The organism is Tunturiibacter empetritectus (assembly GCF_014201375.1).
In the GTDB taxonomy this organism is placed as follows: Bacteria; Acidobacteriota; Terriglobia; order Terriglobales; family Acidobacteriaceae; genus Edaphobacter; species Edaphobacter lichenicola_D.
The window spans coordinates 244,637-266,681 of sequence record NZ_JACHDZ010000007.1 but is presented as its reverse complement, the minus strand read 5'-3'; the positions used below and the strand labels follow the sequence as shown (position 1 = coordinate 266,681).

Below are 22,045 nucleotides of genomic sequence, written 5' to 3'. Positions count from 1 at the left end.
AGACTGGAAGACTATGAGTCAGGAACGGACGGCAGGTCAGGAAGTGGCGGGGAGTCACGTGCAGGCTGATGGGCATTTGAACGCTTTGGCGAGTGCGGCTTCGGCTTATCTACGGTCGGCGATGCATCAGCCGGTGGAGTGGCAGGAGTGGGGCGAGGCGGCGTTTGAGAAGGCGAAGGTGGAGGATAAGCCGATTTTGCTGGATATCGGCGCGGTGTGGTGCCATTGGTGTCATGTGATGGATCGCGAGTCGTATGAGAGTGCGGCTACGGCGAAGATTATCAATGACAACTTTGTGGCGGTGAAGGTGGATCGTGATGAGCGGCCGGATGTGGATACGCGGTATCAGGCGGCGGTGTCTGCGATCAGCGGGCAGGGTGGTTGGCCGCTGACGGCGTTTTTGACTCCGGAGGGGAAGCCTTACTTTGGCGGGACTTATTTTCCTCCGGCGGATCAGCATGGACGTCCGGGATTTCAGCGGGTGCTGCTGACGATGGCGGAGGCGTTTCAGAATCGGCGCGATGAGGTGAATGAGTCGGCTGGAAGCGTGATGGCGGCGATTGAGCATAACGAATCGTTTATGGGGAGGGCAGGGAATCCGGGGCCGGAGCTGGTGGCGAAGCTGGTGGGGTCGGCGTTGAAGCAGTTTGATTCGCGGTCGGGCGGGTTTGGGTCGCAGCCGAAGTTTCCTCACTCGGGGGCGATCGATCTGCTGCTGGATGTGGCGTCGCGGGTGTCGGCCGGCGGGATGGAGAATGTGAGCGAGGCGGCGAAGACTGCGGCGATGGTGACGCTGCAGAAGATGTCGAGGGGTGGAATCTATGACCATCTAGCGGGGGGATTTCATCGCTACTCGGTGGATGAGCGGTGGGTCGTGCCGCACTTCGAGAAGATGTCGTATGACAATAGCGAGCTGCTGAAGAACTATGTTCATGCGTTCCAGACGTTTGTGGAGCCGGAGGCGGCTCGGGTGGCGCGGGAGATGATTCGGTGGATTGATGAGTGGCTGAGCGACCGGGAGCGCGGCGGGTTCTATGCTTCGCAGGATGCGGACTTCTCGCTGGAGGATGACGGCGACTACTTTACGTGGACGCGGGATGAGGCCGCGGAGGCGCTGACTGCGGAAGAGCTGGCGGTGGCGAGCGCTTACTATGACATCGGTGAGATCGGCGATATGCACCACAACCCGGCGAAGAATGTCCTGCATGTGCGGGGAACGCTGGAGGGAGTGGCGAAGGCGAATGCGATCACGGTGGAGGTGGCGAAGGAGCGACTTGCTGCTGCGAAGGAGAAGTTGTATGCGGCGAGGCTGAGGCGGCCTACTCCTTATGTGGATAAGACGATCTACGTGGGCTGGAATGGGATGATGATCTCGGCTTATCTGGAGGCGGGGCGTGTGCTGGATATGCCGGAGGTGCGGGCGTTCGCGCTGAAGTCTCTGGACCGGGTGCTGGCGGAGGCGTGGGACGCCAAGGCTGGGATGGCGCATGTGGTCGCTTATGGGGAACAGGGCGGAAAGGGTGCACGGGTGGCTGGGGTGCTCGAGGACTATGTGTTTCTTGGGCATGCGGCGCTGGATGCGTGGGAGCTGACGGGAGAGATGCGGTACTACACGGCTGCCGAGGCGATCATGGAGAGCGCGCTGGTGAAGTTTTATGACCCGGTTGGGTGCGCGTTCTTCGATACGGAGAGTCTGGGGGAGGGTGAGACGCGGCTGGGTGCTCTGGTGACGCGGAGAAAGCCGTTGCAAGACTCGCCGACGCCTGCGGGGAACTCTGTTGGTGCGGCGTTGCTGCTGCGGCTGGAGGCGCTGAATGGGCGGGAGGACTATGCGGTGAAGGCTTTGGAGACGCTGGAGACGTTTGCTGGGGTGGTGGAGCACTTTGGGTTGTATGCGGCTAGCTATGGGCTGGCGTTGCAGAGGATGGTGCTGCGGTCGGTGGAGATCTGCGTGATTGGGGACGATGCCGCGGCGAGGAGGCTTGAGGCGGTGGCGCTGGCTCGGTATGCGGTGAATAAGAGCGTGATTCGGTTGCGGAGAGATCAGCTGGGGGCGCTGCCTCCGGCGCTGGCTGAGACGCTGCCGCATCTGCCGGGGCTTGGGGGGGAGGGGAGCTTTGCGGTGGTTTGCAGTGGGCGAGGGTGCCTGCCTCCGGTTTCTACTGCAGATGAGTTGATTGAGGCTATGAATAAGGCTTTATGAGGGGGACCGCTCTTTTTCTGCTTATGACTCTTTGTCCTGCCGTACGGGCCCACTACGCGTGGGGCGGTCACTTCGTGACTTGTATACCCCTTCGGTTTGTCCTCCCGTTGGTCGGGTTGATTTGCTAGCTGCCTATGAGGGGCTGCTGTACTGGGGGGCCTGTTGGGTTGGGGGCTCGGAGGATGAGCATGTTTGCGGGGTCGTTGCCTAGCGGGATGCCTTCCTTTTCGAAGGTGAGGATGATGCGGCGGCGAAGTTCGCGGAGGACGGCGTCCCTCTGGTTGGCGCGGACGCGGAGCTGGATGGGATAGGTAACCTCGCGGCCGTTGATTTTGTCGACACCGAGGACGACCGGGTCGGCGATGGCAATGTCTTTGAAGGCGGAATCCTGGCGAACCGCTTCGGCCAAGGCTGTGAGGACGGCGATGACTTTGTCGGGATTGGCGCTGGCGTCGACGCTGACGGGAAGGGTGGCGACGGCGTAGTCGCGGGAGAAGTTGGCGACATTGGCGATCTGGCTGTTGGGGATGATGTAGAGGGTGCCATCGGCGTCGCGGAGGCGGGTGCTGCGGAGGGAGAGATCTTCGACAGTGCCTTTGAGTCCGGCGAGAGCGACGACTTCGCCTACGTTGTACTGGTCCTCGATGAGGATGAAGATGCCGTTGAGCATGTCCTTGAAGATGGACTGTGCGCCGAGGCCTACGCCGACGCCGACGATGCCGGCGGAGGCGAGGATGGGCTGGTAGGGGATGTCGAAGATGTTGAGAAGCTGCAGGAATGCGATGAAGCCGAGAACGCCGTAGGAGGTGGCGCGCAGAATGGAGGCTATGGTGCGGAGCTGGGCGGCGCGGTGGAAGTTGCCCACCTGGCGGTCGGCGGTAGTGCGCATCTTTTTGACGAAGAAGAGAACGACGCGCTGGAGGACGAAGATGACCAGGAGGACGACGGCGATCTTTGGCAGCTTATTCTGCAGGAAGAGGATGATGTCGTTGTGCCAGTCGTGCTGGATGACCTCGATGATTCGCTCATCTTGCGGGGGAACTACCAGAAGGAGCATGATTACGGCGTCTCGCTTTCGGGAAAGAAATACTGTGAACAGAATGCGTCAGGTGTTTGTAAGATGCAATTCAAGCAGCGGATGTGGGGTGTGCGGCGGGGCGTGATGGAGGGTGCTATGAAGATGCTTCGAGTGGCAACGATTGGGGTTGTGGTGATGATGATGGGTGTATCTGGAGGGGTGAGCGGGGGCGAGCCTAAACAATTTACGCCGCCCCAACGCTTTCCCGGGCAGGCGCATCAGCCCAGCGATCTGGATCCGACGACTGATCCTCATCGTTTGGAGCAGCAGGAGCAGGTTAGGAGCACGGAGCGGCAGAAGCGACTGGTGGCGGATACGGATAAGCTGCTGGCGCTGGCGACGGATCTGAAGCAGCAGGTGGATAAGACGAATAAAAATATCCTGTCAGTGGATGTGATTAAAAAAGCAGACGAAATTGAGAAGCTTGCTCATAGTGTGAAAGAACGGATGAAGGGTTAGCAGATATAGGTATGGGAATGCTTTGTTGGATGACGGGAACTACTGCAAGGCTGGTTGCGAATGTGCTTCGGCGGGGTTGAGCTAAAGGGATGACCGGGCCGGGCATATGACGGCGGTGGGAATGGATGGAGGATGCTGTGAGAACGTTTTGTCTGGCAATGGTTGGGGTTGTTTTGATGGCAGGAGTGTCGGGACCGGTGAGTGGTGGGGCTATCAATCAAATTCAGTCGGGCGGCCGACAGAATCTCGGATTGCCAGGATCCGGGACAGAGGGCAAGGAGACCAATGATCCCCTTTCGGAGGCGCATCGACTGGAGCAGCAGGAGGCAGCCAGGAGCACGGAGCGGCAGAAGCGTCTAGTGGCGGATACCGACAAGCTGCTGGCGCTGGCTACGGATCTGAAACAGCAGGTGGATAAGACGAATAAGAATACCCTGTCAGTGGATGTTGTTAAGAAAGCAGGAGAGATTGAGAAGCTTGCCCATAGTGTTAAAGAGCGGATGAAGGGTTGAGCTTCAGGTGGTTTAGGGGCAATTGTTTGTGGTGGGCCGCATGAAGGACTATTGCGGTGATGGCTGGGTGAGGGCTGCGACGGCATTGACCAGGGGGATGGAGAGGCCGGGGAGGGTGACGGCTGAGTTTCGCATGGCGGTGACTACGGTTGCGGCGCTCCAGCCTGGGTGGGCGGCGCGTAAGAGGGCTGCGACTCCGGCGGCGAGGGGGGCAGAGGCGCTGGTGCCCATGGCCTGAACGTACGGGGTGTGGCCGAGGTTGAAGCAGCCGTAGCTGTGGGCGGAGTCGGCTGGGAGGCCGTCGAGGGTGTTGGGGAGGCCGGAGCTGCAGGCGCCCTGGATCCAGCCGCTGACGCCGGTGTCGGGGCCGTCGGGATAGCTGCCGCCGGGTGCGGCGAGGGCGTTGAGGGGAGCTCCATAGTTGGTGTAGTAGGCGAGCGAGACGGGGCCGGGGGTGCAGGTGGCGCCGGGGGTGGTGTTCTGCGCGCAGGCGGGGTTGGTGGAGGCGGCGATGGCGAGGACGCCGCGAGACTGTGCGGGGAGTTCGACGTAACGGGGGTTGGAGAGGTCGAGGCCGTCGTTGCCCGCGGAGGAGACGAGGACGATGTTGGCCTGGGCGGCGGCGTAGGTGATCTGGTTGAAGGCGGCGAGGAGGCCGGCTCCGTCTCCGGTGGTAAGGTCGGCGGTGGCGCCGACGGAGAGGGAGATGACGTCGGCGCGGTTGGTGACGGCGTCTTCGATGCCTTTCATGACCCAGCTGAGAAGGCCGCTGGCTTCGCCGGCTTCGCAGAGGTCGGCGGGGTTGGTGTCGCCGGTGATGGAGACGGGCATACGCTGGAGGACTTTGATGTTGAGGATGGTGGCGGCGGGGGCTACGCCGATGATCTTGCCGGTTCCGGGACCGATGGCTCCGGCGGCGAGGGAGGAGGTCCAGGTGCCGTGGCCTTGCTGATCCTGCGGGCTGCCGTCGTCGCAGGCGCTGGGATAGGCGGTCTGGTCGACTTCGGTGAGGTTGAGGGCGAGGTTGGGGGCGATGTCAGGGTGGGTTCGGTCGACACCGCTGTCGAGGACGGCGATGCGGATGCCTTTGCCCATGGTGGTGTCCCAGGGGCCGTGCGCGGGTGCGCCGGGGGTGTTGTTTCCGTAGCCGCCGACCTGCTGGACGGCCCATCCCTGGGGGGTGGAGGTGTAGTAGGTATCGTAGGTTGGGGGTGGTGGCGGAGTGGCTGGGGGTGGAGTGATGGAAGGGGGAGCTGAGGTGATGGGGCCGTGGGTGGGGAGTCGGCCTATGGTTGTGGTTGGCGTGAGAGATTGTGCTCCGTTGTTATCGTGCGAGGTGGGTGCGATGGGCTTGAGGCGGAGGCGCAGTGCGGAGACGATTCGGTCGTGGAGGACGTAGCTGACGTTGGGTTGGGCGGCGAGGAGGCGGAGGGTGGTGGCGTCGTCTTGTGAGGCGGGAGACTGGACGGCTGCGATGCCGAGGTGCTCGTTGCGTTGAGTGAGGCGGGTGTTAGCGGAGAGGAGATGGGCCTCGGCATCGCCGGGGATGGTTGCGTTGCGATAGATGATGAGGTAGCGATGGGGCGCGATGCTGGAGGTGTCGATCTGGGCCACGGCGGCGGGAGGAAGGAGAGGGAGAAAGAGAGCGGCGAGGCGCGAGATACTTCGGTGGAGCTGACGGGGGCGAGCCGCTGGGGGAGTTAGCTCTGGTGAAGCGATTTTGTTGAAGACGGACACGGCGGACCTCGTGGTTGTGCTGAGGTATGAATCGGCTGCGCGAGGATTTGCATTAGTGCCAGTCCGGTTGTGTGCTATTCCTTTAGTCTGTCGATTGAGTGAAATCTGACTGATCCTGCTCGATTAACGGACGCATTGACCCTGTTTGATCGCGCGTGCTCTAATTGCGCCTTTGTGAAGCTAAGAGAAAGTTTTCGTCGTAAGGAGACCCTTGCATGGTTGGAGTAAGTATTTTGGCGTTGGCCGTTCAGTCGCAGGTTCCGGTGTCCTCTGCGGCTGTGGACGCCGGCGACGGGCGCGTCTATTTATGGATTGCACTGGCGGTTGGGGTGCTGGCGTTGGTTGCTGCGCTGATGCTGGCGCGGGCGGTAATCGCCTCGGATACGGGGACGCCGGAGATGCAGGCGATCTCGAACGCGATTCGCGAGGGGGCAGAGGCGTTTTTGCGGAGACAGTACAAGACGATCGGGTCGATTGCGCTGGTGCTGGCGGTGGTGGTGTTTGTGGGGTACAAGATGTCGCCGCGGACTTCGCCCTATGCGTTGAAGACGGTGGTGAGTTTTCTGGTGGGGGCGGTGTGCTCGGGGCTGGCGGGGTTTACGGGGATGTACTGCTCGATACGGGCGAATATCCGGACGGCTTCGGCGGCGCGCACGAGTTTGAACATGGCGCTGCAGATGGCGCTGCGGGGCGGGGCGGTGACGGGGCTGGTGGTGGTCGCACTCTCACTGCTGGGTGTGGGGGTGCTGTTCCTGTTCTTTGGCGGGCTGGAGCATCCGCAGGCGGTGCCGTATCAGCTGGTGGGATTTGGGTTCGGGGCTTCGCTGGTGGCGCTGTTTGCGCAGCTTGGCGGAGGGATCTATACGAAGGCCGCCGATGTGGGCGCGGACCTGGTGGGTAAGGTAGAGGCGGGGATTCCTGAGGACGATCCGCGGAATCCGGCGGTGATTGCGGACCTGGTGGGCGATAACGTGGGCGACTGCGCGGGTCGTGGTGCGGACTTGTTCGAGTCGACGGCGGCGGAGAATGTGGGCGCGATGATTCTTGGCGCGGCGCTTTATCCGGTGTTCGGAGTGAAGGGGATTCTGTTTCCGCTTATCGTGCATGCGATCAATCTGATTGCGAGCATCGTCGGTGTGTTTGTAGTGAAGACGCGTGAGGATGAGGATCCGATGCACGCGTTGAACAAGGGATTTTATGTGACCTCGGCGCTGGCGCTGGCTGGGTTCGCAGTTGCGGTTTATACGATGTTGAATGGGCCACAGGTGCAGCCGCTTTGGTTGCTGGGGTGCGGTGTGATTGGGCTGGTGACGGCGTTTCTGTTTGTGTGGATTACGGAGTACTACACGGAGGCGATCTATCGTCCGGTGAAGTCGATTGTTGAGGCTTCGGTGACGGGGCCGGCGACGAACATTATCAGCGGGCTGGCGGTGGGGATGGAGACGCCGGCGATGCCTGTGGTGGTGATCTCGGCGGCGCTGCTGCTGAGTTACTACTTCGGCGTGCAGGGGCTGGCGGGCGTGGCGGGGATCAGCGACTATGCCAAGGGCATCTACGGGACGGCGATTGCCACGATGGGGATGCTGAGCTGCGCGGCTTACATTCTGGCGATGGATACGTTTGGGCCGATTACGGATAATGCGGGCGGGATCATCGAGATGTCGAATCAGCCGCATGAGATTCGCGATCGGACGGACAAGCTGGACTCGGCGGGGAATACGACGAAGGCGCTGACGAAGGGATATGCGATCGGGTCGGCGTCGCTGGCTGCGTTTCTTCTGTTCTCGGCTTATCTGGAGGAGATCAAAACAATTGTAACTGATAAGGTTGCACTTGCCGGCGGGTACATGCCGGTGGGGTGGAGCTTTACAAATATCAATCTGGCGCAGGTCCCGGTGTTTGTGGGCGCGCTGCTGGGTGCGATGTTGACCTATCTGTTCAGCTCGCTGGCGATCAAGGCGGTGGGGCGTACGGCGCAGATGGTGGTGAAGGATGTGCGTGATCAGTTTAAGGAGAATCCGGGGATTATGCTGGGGACCTCAAAGCCGGACTATGCGCGTTGCGTGAATATCGTGACGGGGGCCGCGTTGAAGGAGATGGTGGTGCCTGGGTTGCTGGCGGTTGGATTGCCGGTGGCAGTAGGGCTGATCTTCAGACACTTGAGTTCGAGCTATCAGGCTAGCTCTGCGTTGTATGCGCCGGGCACGATCCTGCCTGTTCCTGCGATTGGCGGCGTGCCGGTGAATCTGGCTGGAGCTGAGGCTGTGGCTGGGTTGTTGATGGTTGGGACGATCTCGGGCGTGCTGCTGGCGATGTTGATGAACAACGGCGGTGGGGCGTGGGATAACGCGAAGAAGTTTATCGAGACGGGACAGTATGGCGGGAAGAAGTCGGAGGCGCATAAGGCGGCGGTGGTGGGGGATACGGTGGGTGATCCTTTCAAGGACACGGCTGGGCCTAGTTTGCATGTGCTGATCAAGCTGCTGGCTACGATTACGCTGGTGCTTGCGCCGTTGTTTGTTTAGTTTGACCGCTGCTTGAAAGATGGGTGGCCTTCGGGTTGCCCATTTTTCTGGATTTTTTTAGCTGTGGAAAGCGAGAGGTCAGGGAGTCAAGTGTAGCGGCTTCCCGGTACAATCTGTGTCGGTAGTGTTAATGAGCTGGGCTATTCGATGTAAAGGATGGGGTGTATGGCAAGACAGTCTGGATCGGGTGTGCAGGAGAGCAAGAAGACGGCGGGAAGCGTGGCGGAGAGCTTGCTGACGCGGGAGCAGCTGGTGGAGTTTTATCGGCTGATGTACCTGTCGCGGCGTACCGATGATCGCGAGATTGTTTTGAAGCGGCAGCAGAAGATTTTTTTTCAGATCTCGTGCGCCGGGCATGAGGCGTTGCTGGTTGCGGCGGGGATGGCGCTGAAGCCGGGGTATGACTGGTTCTTTCCTTACTATCGGGATCGTGCGATCTGCCTGACGCTGGGCAATACGGTGGAGGAGCAGCTGCTGCAGGCGGTGGGCGCGGCGGATGACACGGCGAGTGGGGGGCGGCAGATGCCTTCGCACTGGTCGAGCAGGAAGTTGAATATTGTTTCGCCGTCTTCTTCGACGGCTACGCAGTGCCTGCATGCGGTTGGGTGTGCGGAGGCCGGGAGATTTTTTACGAAGCATCCAGAGGCCGCGAAGAAACATGACGGCGACTATCGCGAGTTCAAGGATGTGACGTTTCATGGCGATGAGGTTGTTTATGTTTCGATCGGTGAAGGGTCGACGAGTCAGGGAGAGTTCTGGGAGTCGCTGAATACGGCCTCGAATGGGAAGCTGCCGGTGTTGTATGTGGTCGAGGACAATGGATATGCGATCTCGACGCCGGTGGAGGTGAATACGCCGGGGGGAAATATCTCGAAGCTGGTGGCGAACTTTCCTAACTTCCACTTTGCGGAGATTGATGGCACCGATCCGATTGCGAGTTACAAGGCGATGGTGGAGGCGGTGGCGTATTGCCGCTCCGGGAAGGGGCCTGCGCTGGTGCATGGGCATGTGATTCGGCCTTACTCGCACTCGCTGAGCGATGATGAGAGGCTCTACCGGTCGGTGGAGGAGCTGGATGCGGATGCTGCGCGGGACCCGATCTCGCGGATGCAGATGTGGTTGCTGCGCGAGGGGATTCTGGACGCGGAGGGGATCAACCGGCTGGAGCGTCAGGTGGATGAAGAGGTGCAGCGGGCGGCGGATCGCGCGGTGATGGCGACGCTGCCGACGGTGGCTTCGATTACGAAGCATGTTTACTCGGAGGATCTGAGTTCGATGGACGCGCGGTTTGCGACCGAGCCGAAGCCGACTGCGGATGCAACGGAGCGGACGATGGCGGACCTGATTAATTGCTGCCTGAAAGACGAGATGCGGCGGGATGAGCGGGTGGTGGTGTTTGGCGAAGATGTGGCCGATGCTACTCGCGATGGTGCGCTGCGGGCGGGGAAGATCAAGGGCAAGGGTGGTGTGTTCAAGCTGACGGCGGGGCTGCAGACGGAGTTTGGCAGCGATCGTTGCTGGAACTCGCCGCTGGCTGAGGCGAATATTACGGGCCGTGCGATTGGGATGGCAGTGCGTGGGATGAAGCCGGTGGTGGAGATTCAGTTCTTCGACTATATCTGGCCGGCGATGCACCAGATGCGGAATGAGCTTTCGCTGATGCGGTGGCGGTCGAATGGCGACTTCAGCTGCCCGCTGGTGATGCGGGTGCCGATTGGCGGATATCTGACGGGTGGTTCGATCTATCATTCGCAGTCGGGCGAGAGCATCTTTACACATACGCCGGGGGTGCGAGTGGTGATGCCGTCGAATGCGCTGGATGCGCTGGGGTTGTTGCGGACGGCGATTCGTTGTGATGATCCGGTGTTGTTTCTGGAGCACAAGCGGCTGTATCGCGAGACGTTTGGGCGGGCGGCTTATCCGGGGCCGGACTACTGCATTCCATTTGGGAAGGCGAAGATTGTGCGGCCGGGGAAGGATCTGACGGTGTTGACGTATGGTGCGGTGGTGCCGCGGGCGCTGCAGGCGGCGCAGAAGCTCAATCGCGATACTGGCGTGGATGTGGAGCTGATCGATCTGCGGAGTTTGACTCCTTATGACTGGGAGGCGATTGCGGAGAGCGTGAGGAAGACCAGCCGCGTGATTGTGGCGCATGAGGATATGTTGAGCTGGGGGTATGGGGCGGAGATCGCGGCGCGGATTGGGGATGAGCTGTTTCATGATCTCGATGCCCCGGTGAGACGCGTGGCGGCGATGGATACGTTTGTGGCGTACCAGCCGCTGCTGGAGGATGCGATTCTGCCTCAGCCGGAGGATCTGTATCGGGCAATGGCGGAGCTGGCGGCGTTCTAGCTGGCGTATGGGCGTCCTGCCGGACGGGCCTCCTGCGCGGAGGGCGGTCACTTCGTGACGTGTATACCTTGTCTTGGCGGGGCTGGCTGCTTCGGTCCTCCCGTTGGTCGGAAGCAGGGCTTGGATGGGTCTACGCGAATTTCGCAACTGATGCGCTGGTTTGGTGTCTCTGATTGTAGGTGTAAATCTGCGGTTGGTTGCGCTGCTTGTTTTTTCGGCGCTTAGTGAGGAGTGGCGATGCGATCTGGACAGAGAGCCGGAGTGTTTTTCGGTGGAGTGCGGGTTTTGGTTTCGGGTGTTTTGTGCGTGTTGATGGTGGAGCAGCCGATGGTGGCGGCTGCGGCTACGAGGAGGGCGGTGGTGCCTTCGGTGCAGCAGATTAAGAGTGACCAGAGTGCGCTGCATGCGCTGAACCGGCTCACGTTTGGGCCGCGGCCGGGGGATGTGGCGGCGGTGCGGGAGATTGGGCTGAAGGCGTGGTTCGAGAGGCAGCTGAATCCGCAGAGTATCGACGATTCGGCGCTGGAGGAGCGGCTGGCTGCGTTTCCTGCGATGCAGATGGAGCAGGCGGAGTTGATGCAGCGGTATCCGAGCCCTGCTGTGTTGCGGCAGATGATTGCGAAGGGTGAGCCGCTGCCAAGTGATCCTGTGGAGCATGCGATCTATGCGGATCAGATTGCGTTTTACAAGGCGGCAAAGGCGAAGAAAGAGGCGGAGCAGGCTGTTACGGCGAAGAACGGCGGTGAGGATGCGGCGGCCTCGGCTGTTGATGGCTCGATGGCTAAGAGTGCAGAGGAGATGAAGGGGAGTGCGGCGCTGCCTGGGGATGGGGTGGATCCGGCGACGCCTGCGATGGCGACGCATGAGGAGCAGTTTTATTCGGGGCTGGATGCGGTGCGGGTGATCAACCTGCCTCCGGATGAGAGGATGCAGCGGATTCTGGCGATGCCGCCGGAGGAGCTGGTGCGGTTTCGCAGGAGTTTGAGCAGGAGCGAGCTGCTGGCGGCGGCGGAGGGTTTATCGCCGATGCAGCGGGAGACGCTGGCTGTGCTACAGGGTTCGCCGCGGATGATTGGCGCGGAGCTGCTGCAGTCGCGGATGCTGCGCGATATTTATAGCGAGCGGCAGCTGGAGGCGGTGATGACCGACTTCTGGTTGAACCACTTCAATGTCTACATCAAGAAGAATCAGAATGAGCCATTTTTGTTGCCGGCCTATGAGCGGGATGTGATTCGGCCTCATGCGCTGGGGAGGTTTGAAGATCTGCTGGTGGCGACGGCGAAGAGTCCGGCGATGTTGATGTATCTGGATAACTGGCAGAGTATTGGGCCTGATTCGGTAGCGGCGAGGAATGGTGGAAGGCTGGCGAAGTTTGCGCAGAATCCGCAGGTGAAGCAGGCGCTGAAGGATCGCGGATTGAATGAGAACTATGCGCGGGAGTTGATGGAGCTGCATACGCTGGGCGTGCAGTGCGAGGTGAGTGCGGATCGACCGGTGAGCATGTTGGATAAGGCCTGCGGGCGTGGGTATACACAGCAGGATGTGACCGAGGTGGCGGAGGTGCTGACGGGATGGACGATCGATCAGCCAGCACGGAGTGGTACGTATCGGTTTGAGGAGCGGCGGCATGAGCCGGGGACGAAGACTGTTCTGGGGAAGAAGATTGGGGAGAAGGGTGAGGCGGAGGGGCTGGAGGTGCTGCATCTGCTGGCGACCAGTCCGGCGACGGCCCAGTTTATTTCGAGGAAGCTGGTGGTGCGGTTTGTGAGCGATACGCCTCCGCCTGCGCTTGTGGATAGGATGGCGAAGTCTTTCGTCGCGAGTGGCGGAGATATTAAGACGGTTCTGCGGACGTTGTTCGATTCGCCGGAGTTCTGGTCGCCGGAGATACGCCGCGCGAAGGTGAAGACGCCGGAGGAGTTTGTGGTGTCGGCGGTGCGGGCGAGCGGGGCTGAGGTGACGACGGCGTTTCCGCTTTACCAGGCGCTGGAGAAGCTTGGGATGCCGCTGTATGGAATGCAGACGCCGAATGGATATAGCTGGATGGCGGAGCCGTGGGTGAACTCGGGCGATCTGGTGAATCGGCTGAACTTTGCGGTGTCGTTGAGTAATGACAGAGTTGGGGGAGTGCAGACGGATTGGGCGCGGCTGCTGGGGGAGGGTTCGGGGCAGGGTTTGGTGGTGGCGGGAGATTCGGCTGCGGAGAAGGAGAAGAAGCTGGAGGTGGCGCTGCTTGGGCAGGCGGTGAGCGATCGAACGCGGGAGACGGTGCTGGCGCAGTTTCAGGATCAGACGACACAGCAGCAGGCGGAGAAGAGCTTCGGGATCAGGGCGAATGAACAGGAGCCGATGGCACAGGTGTTAAACATCTCTTCGCCGAAACAAAGGGTGAGGCCGCCGCTTGATCGTGAGGCGGCGGGGATGGCTGGGTTGCTGCTTGGTTCGCCGGAGTTTCAACGGCGGTAGGAGTTGGCTGTGTGGAGATGCGTTGTGGTGACTGCAATTGACTGTTCCGCTTTGGCAACTTCTCGTAAAGAAACGCGTTTGTAGATGCAGATGGCGTGATGTGATACGCGGACTGGGGTCTAAGATGGCGAGCATGAAGAGTATGGCGGATCAGAGCGATTGGGGTTGCGATCTTCATGGGCGCGATGCGGCTCGGCGGCAGGTGACGCGGCGCGGATTTATGAAGGGTGGAGCACTGGCGCTGATCGGGACCTCGACGATTCCGGCGTTTTTGTCGCGGAGCGTTCTGGCTGAGGTGACTACTGCGGCGGCTAATAAGAAGAAGCTGGTCGTGCTGTTTCAACGGGGCGCGGTGGATGGACTGAATGTGGTGGTTCCTTACAAGGAGAAGAACTACTATGCGATGCGGCCTTCGATTGCGATTCAGGAGAAGGATGTTCTGGATCTGAATGGATTTTTTGGGCTGCATCCGGCGATGACGGCGTTCAAGCCGCTCTATGAGCAGGGGCATCTGGCGATTGTTCAGGCGGCGGGTTCGCCCGATACGACGCGATCACACTTTGACGCGCAGGATTATATGGAGAGCGGGACGCCGGGGGTCAAGGTTACGGTGGATGGGTGGTTGAATCGCGCGTTGCAGGCGGAGGTTTTGAAGGACAAGCCTACGGCGTTTCGTGCGGTGGCGCTGGGGACTCAGGTGCCGCGGACGTTGCAGGGGAAGATTCCCGCGATTGCGGTGAGTAATCTGGCGGATTTTTCAGTGGCTGGGAAGGGACCACAGGCTTCGCCGATCAGCAATGCGTTTCAGGCGATGTATGACGAGAGCACGGACGCGGTGCTGCATGGGACCGGGCAGGAGACGTTCGAGGCGGTGAAGATGCTGAAGTCGGCGGACCCGGCGAAGTATCAGCCTGCGGCGGGGGTGGTGTATCCGAATACGGCGTTTGGCAACAGCATGAAGCAGGTGGCGCAGCTGATGAAGGCGAACCTGGGGGTGGAGGCGGCGTTCTCGGATATTGGCGGCTGGGATACGCACCAGAACCAGGGGAGTGTGAATGGACAGCTGGCGAATCGGCTGAAGGAGTTTTCTGAGACGATTGCGGCGTTCTGGAGGGACATGGGAGATGACGCCGAGAATGTGACGCTGGTGACGATGTCGGAGTTTGGACGGACGGCTCGGCAGAATGGGACGGGCGGGACTGACCACGGCCATGCGAATGTGATGTTTGTGCTGGGTGGCAGGGTGAAGGGTGGAAAGGTTTATGGCAAGTGGCCTGGGCTTGCGAATGAACAGCTGAATGAAGGGCGGGACCTGACGGTGACGACAGACTTCCGGCGGGTGCTGGGTGAGGCGGCTTACAAGACTTTGGGCGCGAGAAATCTTGAGATGGTGTTTCCGGGAGCGCGGGTGAGTCCGAGTGAGTTCTTGAATCTTACTCAGGCGTGACAGGCTGTTGGCGGGACGGGCTCAGGCGTGACGAGGCTCGCGAGGTGGGAATGTCTTTACAGTGTCACTATTCTGTTTATGGAATGTAAAAATCAACAAAATACAAAATAGTGGAAAAAGCGCGGCAACTTTTCTTTAGATACTGCGTCTTATTGGATGTAACACACGACAGTCGGGCTTGCAGTTCCCACAGTTCCGGCTTCCAATATCCGCAACAAAAGAACTCCCCACCACAATGTAAGGCTCCCAGAGTATCGGGAGCCTTCACTCCTTTTTGGTCGGGATTTTTCGGTTTAGTCGGTCTGCGTTCGCGGGCTTCGGGTCAGGCGAAGCCTATCTTGCGGTCGAGGGCCATGGTTCCTGCGCCGTAGAAGATCAGCATGATGGCCAGGGCTGCCAGGGCGAGGATGTAGTTGTAGATGCCGAAGCCCTGATGGATGCCCACGGTGACGAAGGCTACCAACATGTTGGTAGCGACCAGAAACGCGGCGAGGCGGGTGAGAAGACCCAGGATGAGGAGGATGCCGCCGACGAACTCGGTGTAGGCGGAGACGTATCCGAGCCAGTAGGGCAGGCCGAGGGTGGTGACGTAGTGGGCGTAGTGGTGGAGGGCGCTGACGGGCAGGACCTTCTGGTAGCCGTGGACGGCCATGGAGACACCGAGGATGAGGCGCATGAGGAGCGCGCCCGTGGGTTGGAGGCTATTGAGCCATTTGGTCATAAGAATCCCTTTTGGAAAAGGGTATCGCGGAGAGTTGTGAAGAGGAGTGGATCTTAGTGGGTGGGTGCCGGGGAAGGTACGAGTTGGGTTGGCTCGGGCGATAGGGACTGCGCTACATACTGATCTAAAAATCGGGTGAGGCTTTGAGTGTAGAGAGAGTCGGAGTCTGTCGGGAGTTCAACGGTTTGTTTGGGATCGGCAGCGGTCCGAAAGCTTTGGTCGGGTGAGGAGCTGCGGGAGAGGAGGAGCTTTGGGGTTCTGAGGGTGGAGAGCGGCGTAGCGAGGGGGAACTGCTCGTGAAAGAGGAGTCGGACGGGGAGGAGGCGGCCGCGGGGGTCGCGCTGGGCTACGGGGAGGAGGTCGGCGCGGGGGGCGTCGAGGATGAGGGCTGGGATGACGGTAAGATTTGCGGCGAGTTGGGTGGCCAGGGAGGCTCCTACGCCGGTTCCGTAGGGGATGATTTGTTGGGCGGGGATGGCTCGGGAGTTGGTGAGGTACTGCCAGGCGGAGTCGGCGTCATGGGTCATGTTTTGCTGGTTGGGGCGGGTGGCGGCGCTTTGGCCGTAGCCGCGGTAGTCGAAGGCGAAGACGTTGAGGCCGAGGTTGTGGAGGCTGGCGAGGGTGGGGATGGAGTTGGTCAGGGAGCCGTCGGCGCCGGCGAGGAAGAGGATGGTGGCGTGGGCGTAGCGGGCGTTGGGGGAGGAGGGAATCCACCAGCCGGTGAGTTGGGGGGTGGCGGACTCATCGGGGCCGAACCGGATGAGCTCGTAGGGGGTGCCTGCGATGGAGACGGGAGCGGCAGAGGTGCGGGTGGGGTGGAGGACGAACTGCCACTGGCCCTGATAGAAGAGGAGGCAGAGGGTGAGGTAGCCGCAGACTAAGGCCGCGATGATGGTTAGGGCGATGGCCTTGAGGAGCCAGAGAGGGCTTACGACTTCAGGCTGGGCGTTGGTTGGCGGGGTGCGCTTGCTGGGCTTCGGCGTGGGGCGGGGCATGAGTCGGGCTTCTGTATCGACTTTAGCATTCGGAGTGAGAGGGCTGAGTCATTTTGGCGAGTGCGAGGCTCTAAGAAGTTGTCCAGGGACTGTCCTGCCGGACGGGCGCCCTGCGCGGGCGGCGGTCACTTCGTGACTTGTATACCCCTTCGGTTGGCGCTCCCGCTGGTCGCGAGGAAGATGATTCCGACCAACCGGAGGACCACGCGAAGCTCTAAAGAGGCATGTGAACGCCCGCACTTTGCGCTGGAGGCCCGTCCGGCAGGACATAGTTTCTGGACAGGTTCTAAGATGGAGATGGCGGAGGATTTCGAGTGGCGCAGTGGGTGAGGTTGTGTGGGGTGGCGGAGGCTCCGCCGGTGGGACGGGTGATGGAGGCCGAGGTAGAGGGCGTCGCAATTTGCCTGGCGAATGTGAATGGGGAGTTGTCGGCGCTGGATAATGTTTGTCCGCATCGGCAGGGACCGCTGGGACAGGGCTGGATTGAGGGGGAAGCGGTGGTGTGCCCGTGGCACTCGTGGGCCTTCAACGCGAAGACGGGGTTGGCGGAGTATCCGGCGGAGGAGCGGGTGGAGGTGTTTCCGTTGCGGGTGGAGGGGGAGGATGTTCTGGTGGATATTGAGTAGCGATCCGTTTAGGGAATCAAGGTCGGAACGTCCCGGATGTTTTTGGAGATATATGTTTCTAACCCACAAGATGGCAGGCTAAGCTGCATCTACTGACAGACCACTCGAAGGAGTGGCTGGTTGAGAGGGAGTTCTGCCATGAAGTTGCGTTCGTTGTTTCTCGCTGTCGTTGCGTTCGTTGTTCTTGCCGGTGCCGTAGTACCTGCTAACGCGTCTATCCGTCATCATCATCGCCACCACCATCATCATCACCACAGCTAGAGTTTGAACAGAATGTGAATGGGCTCGGCCATTGTGCCGAGTCTTTTTGCGTGCCAAGGGATTTGCCTGCGGTCAGCGTTTTGCAGCGTAAATGCTGATAGAATCTATTAAATCCACTCCAGGCAGGAGAGGCAATGCAGGCAATACTGGCGCTAGAAGATGGGCGCGTTTTTCGGGGTAAGAGTTTTGGCGCGCGGGCGGAATGCTCGGGCGAGGTGGTCTTCAATACATCACTGACCGGCTATCAGGAGATCTTTACCGATCCTTCCTATGCGGGTCAGATCGTGGTTTTGACAAATCCGCATATTGGGAACTATGGGACTACGCCGAGCGATGCGGAGTCGAAGAAGCCGTTTATCGAAGGCCTGGTGACGCGGGAGTTTTCGCCGATGAGTTCGAACTGGCGTTCGACGCAGGTGGCGGATGAGTATCTCGAGCGCTACGGCGTGCCGGTGATTGCGGAGATTGATACGCGTGCGGTGGTGCGGCATCTGCGGGCGAATGGTGTGATGCGCGGAGTGATTGCGTCTGGCGAGAATCTTGACGTGGATGCGCTGGTGGCAAAGGCGCGGTCGATACGCAAGATGGATGGGACTGATCTGGCGAGCGTCGTTAGTACAAAGGTGGCTTATGAGTGGGATGCGAATGAGCCGAAGAATCAGACGGGCGATTCGCTACTGACACCTGCGGTTGAGGGCGACGTGAAGCAGATGCACGTGGTCGCGTATGACTTTGGGATCAAGGAAAATATTCTGCGGATGCTGACGCGGGAGAACTGCCGGGTGACGGTGGTTCCGGCGAAGACCCCGGCTGCGGATGTGCTGGCGATGGAGCCGGATGGAGTGTTCTTCTCAAATGGGCCCGGAGATCCGGAGCCGCTGGGGTACGCGGTTGAGAATGTGAGGGAGCTGCAGGGGAAGAAGCCGATCTTCGGGATCTGCCTGGGACATCAGATCTTTGGGCTGGCGTTGGGCGGCAAGACCTACAAGCTGAAGTTTGGGCACCACGGCGGGAACCACCCGATCATGAATCATCAGACGGGCAAGGTGGAGATTACCGCGCAGAATCATAACTTCAACGTGGATCCTGATTCGCTGCCGGCCGATGTTGAGAAGACGCATACGAACTTGAACGATCAGACGCTGGCTGGGTTGAGGCACAAGACCGATCCGATGTTCAGCGTGCAGTATCACCCTGAGGCAAGTCCGGGGCCGCATGACTCGCATTATCTCTTCAAGGATTTTCGGAAGATGATGGAAGAGTTCAAAAAATAAGACAAATAGCGCGGCTTTGGTCGCGCATTTTTTCGGCGCAAAAGAGATTAGGAACAGGAAGAAGATAAGACATGCCACGCAGGAATGACATTGCGAAGATTCTGGTGATCGGCTCGGGGCCGATTGTGATTGGTCAGTCGGCAGAGTTTGATTACTCCGGGACGCAGGCTTGTAAGGCGCTGAAGGCTGAGGGGTATGAGGTGGTGCTGGTGAACTCGAACCCGGCGTCGATCATGACCGATCCTGAGGTTGCGGATAGAACGTATATTGAGCCGCTGAATGCTGCTTATGTGGAGGAGATTCTTCGCATTGAGAAGGAGATGCTTGATCCGGATGGGTTGGGCACTAGGGGCAAGTTTGCGGTGCTGCCTACGGTGGGTGGGCAGACGGCGCTGAATCTTGCGGTGGATCTGGCGGACTCTGGCGTGCTGGATAAGCTGGGGATTGAACTGATTGGCGCGAAGCTGGAGGCGATCAAGAAGGCTGAGGACCGGCTGCTGTTCAAAGACGCGATGACGAAGATCGGGTTGGATATGCCGCGGTCTGCGCTGATCAATAACATCCGCGATGGATTGGAGTTCGCGACGAAGATCGGATTTCCGGTGGTGATTCGGCCTTCATTTACGCTGGGCGGTTCGGGTGGTGGAATCGCTTACAACCGCGAGGAGTTGATGGAGATTCTTTCGCGTGGGCTGGATCTTTCGCCGGTGCATGAGTGCCTGCTGGAAGAGAGCGTGCTGGGTTGGAAGGAGTATGAACTGGAGGTGGTGCGGGACCTGAAGGATAACGTCATCATCATCTGCTCGATTGAGAACTTCGATCCGATGGGCGTGCATACGGGGGACTCGATTACGGTGGCGCCGGCGCAGACGTTGACCGATCGCGAGTACCAGGCGATGCGGGATGCGGCGATTGCGGTGATTCGTGAGATTGGCGTGGAAACGGGCGGGAGCAATGTGCAGTTCGCGGTGAACCCGCTGAACGGGCGGATGACGGTGATTGAGATGAATCCGCGGGTGTCGCGCTCGTCGGCGCTGGCGAGTAAGGCGACGGGTTTTCCGATTGCGAAGATTGCGGCGCGGTTGGCGGTCGGGTACACGCTCGATGAGATTCAGAACGACATTACGAAGGCGACGCCGGCCTGTTTTGAGCCGACGATTGACTATGTTGTGGTGAAGATTCCGAAGTGGCAGTTTGAGAAGTTTCCTGGTGCGGATGAGGTGCTGGGGCCGCAGATGAAGTCGGTAGGCGAGGTGATGGCGATCGGCAGGACCTTCAAGGAAGCGATGATGAAGGCGGTGCGTTCGCTGGAGACGGGGAAGAAGGCGACGGCGGATGAGATTGAGCCGCGGCGGTTGACGCAGCGATTGGTGACTCCGCACCCGGAGCGGTTGAGCTACGTGCGTTACGCGTTTGAGCGGGGGATGACGGTGCGCGAGGTTGCACGCATGACCTCTATGGATCCGTGGTTTCTGTACCAGATAAAGCAGATTACGGATGGGATCAAGGCTGTTGGTGGCGTGCCGATGGCTGAGGTGACGGCGGAGCAATTGCGTGCGGCGAAGCGGATGGGGATCTCGGATGAGAGGCTGGCGGCGAGCTGGGGATTGACTGGCGCGGAGGGCACGGCTGCAGTGCGCGCGTTACGGAAGAAGCTGAACGTGATGCCGGTGTACAAGATGGTGGATACGTGCGCGGGTGAGTTTGAGAGCTACACGCCTTATCTGTACAGCTGCTATGACGAAGAGGACGAAGCGGCGCCGACGAAGAAGAAGAAGATTCTGATTCTGGGGAGTGGGCCGAATCGTATCGGGCAGGGAATTGAGTTCGATTACTGCTGCTGCCATGCGGCATTTGCGCTGCGTGAGGATGGGTACGAAACCATCATGGTGAACTGCAATCCGGAGACGGTGTCGACTGACTATGACACGAGCGACCGGCTGTACTTCGAGCCGCTGACTTTGGAAGATGTGCTTGGCGTGTATGAGCATGAAGCTTCTTCGGGTGCGGAGATCGGGATGATCGTGCAGTTTGGCGGTCAGACGCCGCTGAATCTTTCTCTGCCGCTGAAGAAGGCTGGCGTGCCGATTATTGGGACGTCGCCGGAGTCGATCGATCTGGCGGAGGATCGCAAGCGGTTTGGGAAGTTGATTGAGGAGTTGAAGATTCCGCAGCCTGAGGGCGCGATGGCGACGAGCGTGGAAGAGGCTGTGGCTGGCGCGAATCGCGTGGGGTATCCGGTGCTGGTGCGGCCCTCGTATGTACTGGGCGGTCGCGCGATGGTGATCGCGTACGACGATGAGGCGATTGTGCGGTATATGTCGACGGCGATTGAGTACTCGCAGGAGCGGCCGGTGTTGATCGACCACTTCCTGGAAGATGCGGTCGAGTGCGACGTGGACGCGCTGTGCGATGGCGATGATGTGGTGATCGCAGGGATTATGCAGCACATCGAAGAGGCGGGGATTCACTCGGGGGACTCTTCGTGCGTGCTGCCTGCGGTTGATTTGAGCGATGATGTGCTGCGGATGATTCGCGAGTACACGCGCAAGCTGGCAATGGCGTTGAGCGTGCGGGGCCTCGTGAATATTCAGTTCGCGATTCAGCGGGGGATCGTTTATGTGATCGAGGTAAACCCTCGGGCTTCGCGGACGGTGCCTTATGTTTCGAAGGCGACGGGGATTCCGCTGGCGAAGATCGCTTCGCGGATTATGGTGGGGAGGAAGCTTAAGGAGTTGTTGCCGGAGCAGACAGCCAGTGGCAAGGATCTAGAGACAGGCTCGCATTACTTTGTAAAGTCGCCGGTGTTTCCGTGGGGTAAATTCCCTGGAGTCGATACTGTGCTTGGTCCGGAGATGAAGTCTACGGGCGAGGTGATGGGTGTCGCGGATAACTTCGGCGAAGCATTTGCCAAGGCGCAGATTGCCGCGGGGCAGGTGCTTCCGTTGCAGGGGACTGTGTTTCTCAGCGTCAACGATCATGATAAGGAAGGCGCGGTGCTGCTGGCGCGGAGTTTTGTGGAGATGGGATTTCATCTGGTGGCTACGCACGGCACAGCTCTTGTGCTGGAACAGGCTGGGCTGCAGCCGGAGCGCGTCTACAAGGTGAAGGAGGGGCGGCCCAATGTGGTCGATCTCATCAAGGGAGACCGAATACATCTGATCGTGAATACGCCGCATGGGCAGGATACGTTCTTCGATGAGAAGGCGATTCGACGGGCGGCGGTGATGGCGAGGATTCCGACGATCACGACGCTGGCAGCGGCGCGGGCGGCGGCTGAGGGTATCTCCGCTTTGCAGGAAGGCACGTTGAGTGTTGTTGCGCTGCAGACGCTTCACGCAAACAGGATTGCGGGCGAGGTGAAAGCGGTTGCCGCTGTGAAATAGACG

At 60.1% G+C, this 22,045-nt stretch carries 14 protein-coding genes; 10 read left to right on the top strand and 4 right to left on the bottom strand.

The window, feature by feature from the left end:
- The first annotated feature begins 13 nt into the window (after positions 1 to 13).
- Positions 14 to 2,203, top strand: a complete 2,190-nt coding sequence (locus HDF10_RS18875; protein ID WP_183816185.1) for a thioredoxin domain-containing protein — start codon at positions 14 to 16, stop codon at positions 2,201 to 2,203.
- Positions 2,204 to 2,327: 124 nt separating this feature from the next.
- On the opposite strand, the gene HDF10_RS18870 is transcribed toward HDF10_RS18875, so the two are convergent.
- Entirely contained in the window at positions 2,328 to 3,260 is a 933-nt protein-coding gene (locus HDF10_RS18870; protein WP_183816183.1) for a mechanosensitive ion channel family protein, read from the bottom strand.
- Between the two features lie 117 nt (positions 3,261 to 3,377).
- Between HDF10_RS18870 and HDF10_RS18865 the strand changes: the two genes are divergently transcribed.
- Complete coding sequence (locus HDF10_RS18865) at positions 3,378 to 3,740, top strand: hypothetical protein (protein WP_183816181.1); 363 nt, start codon at positions 3,378 to 3,380, stop codon at positions 3,738 to 3,740.
- A gap of 137 nt (positions 3,741 to 3,877) precedes the next feature.
- Positions 3,878 to 4,252, top strand: a complete 375-nt coding sequence (locus tag HDF10_RS18860; protein ID WP_183816179.1) for a hypothetical protein — start codon at positions 3,878 to 3,880, stop codon at positions 4,250 to 4,252.
- 48 nt (positions 4,253 to 4,300) lie between these two features.
- On the opposite strand, the gene HDF10_RS21260 is transcribed toward HDF10_RS18860, so the two are convergent.
- The gene (locus HDF10_RS21260; protein WP_183816177.1) at positions 4,301 to 5,989 is read right to left on the bottom strand and encodes a S8 family peptidase; all 1,689 of its coding nucleotides are present in this window, start codon (positions 5,987 to 5,989) and stop codon (positions 4,301 to 4,303) included.
- A gap of 215 nt (positions 5,990 to 6,204) precedes the next feature.
- Between HDF10_RS21260 and HDF10_RS18850 the strand changes: the two genes are divergently transcribed.
- The 4 genes from HDF10_RS18850 to HDF10_RS18835 all read left to right on the top strand — a co-directional run bounded on the left by HDF10_RS18850 (position 6,205) and on the right by HDF10_RS18835 (position 14,779).
- Positions 6,205 to 8,514 (top strand): sodium-translocating pyrophosphatase, encoded by a 2,310-nt coding sequence (locus HDF10_RS18850; RefSeq protein ID WP_260177997.1) that lies wholly within the window; start codon positions 6,205 to 6,207, stop codon positions 8,512 to 8,514.
- A 165-nt stretch (positions 8,515 to 8,679) separates the two neighbouring features.
- Positions 8,680 to 10,866 carry an alpha-ketoacid dehydrogenase subunit alpha/beta gene (locus tag HDF10_RS18845; RefSeq protein ID WP_183816175.1) on the top strand — a complete coding sequence of 729 codons (2,187 nt, stop codon included), beginning with the start codon at positions 8,680 to 8,682 and terminating at the stop codon, positions 10,864 to 10,866.
- A 237-nt stretch (positions 10,867 to 11,103) separates the two neighbouring features.
- Positions 11,104 to 13,332 carry a DUF1800 domain-containing protein gene (locus tag HDF10_RS18840; RefSeq protein WP_260177996.1) on the top strand — a complete coding sequence of 743 codons (2,229 nt, stop codon included), beginning with the start codon at positions 11,104 to 11,106 and terminating at the stop codon, positions 13,330 to 13,332.
- Positions 13,333 to 13,474: 142 nt separating this feature from the next.
- Positions 13,475 to 14,779: a DUF1501 domain-containing protein gene (locus HDF10_RS18835; RefSeq protein ID WP_406706755.1), complete on the top strand. Its 1,305-nt coding sequence runs from the start codon at positions 13,475 to 13,477 to the stop codon at positions 14,777 to 14,779.
- Positions 14,780 to 15,101: 322 nt separating this feature from the next.
- Here HDF10_RS18835 and HDF10_RS18830 read toward each other — a convergent pair whose 3' ends face one another.
- Complete coding sequence (locus HDF10_RS18830) at positions 15,102 to 15,500, bottom strand: DoxX family protein (RefSeq protein WP_183816171.1); 399 nt, start codon at positions 15,498 to 15,500, stop codon at positions 15,102 to 15,104.
- Between the two features lie 53 nt (positions 15,501 to 15,553).
- Positions 15,554 to 16,495 (bottom strand): alpha/beta hydrolase, encoded by a 942-nt coding sequence (locus tag HDF10_RS21255; protein ID WP_183816169.1) that lies wholly within the window; start codon positions 16,493 to 16,495, stop codon positions 15,554 to 15,556.
- A gap of 314 nt (positions 16,496 to 16,809) precedes the next feature.
- Between HDF10_RS21255 and HDF10_RS18820 the strand changes: the two genes are divergently transcribed.
- From HDF10_RS18820 to carB, 3 genes are all read left to right on the top strand, one after another.
- Positions 16,810 to 17,121 carry a Rieske (2Fe-2S) protein gene (locus tag HDF10_RS18820; protein WP_183816167.1) on the top strand — a complete coding sequence of 104 codons (312 nt, stop codon included), beginning with the start codon at positions 16,810 to 16,812 and terminating at the stop codon, positions 17,119 to 17,121.
- Positions 17,122 to 17,516: 395 nt separating this feature from the next.
- Positions 17,517 to 18,656, top strand: coding sequence for a glutamine-hydrolyzing carbamoyl-phosphate synthase small subunit (gene carA / locus HDF10_RS18815; RefSeq protein ID WP_183816165.1), 1,140 nt, complete (start codon positions 17,517 to 17,519; stop codon positions 18,654 to 18,656).
- Between the two features lie 71 nt (positions 18,657 to 18,727).
- Positions 18,728 to 22,042, top strand: coding sequence for a carbamoyl-phosphate synthase large subunit (gene carB, locus HDF10_RS18810; RefSeq protein ID WP_183816157.1), 3,315 nt, complete (start codon positions 18,728 to 18,730; stop codon positions 22,040 to 22,042).
- Positions 22,043 to 22,045: the final 3 nt, after the last annotated feature.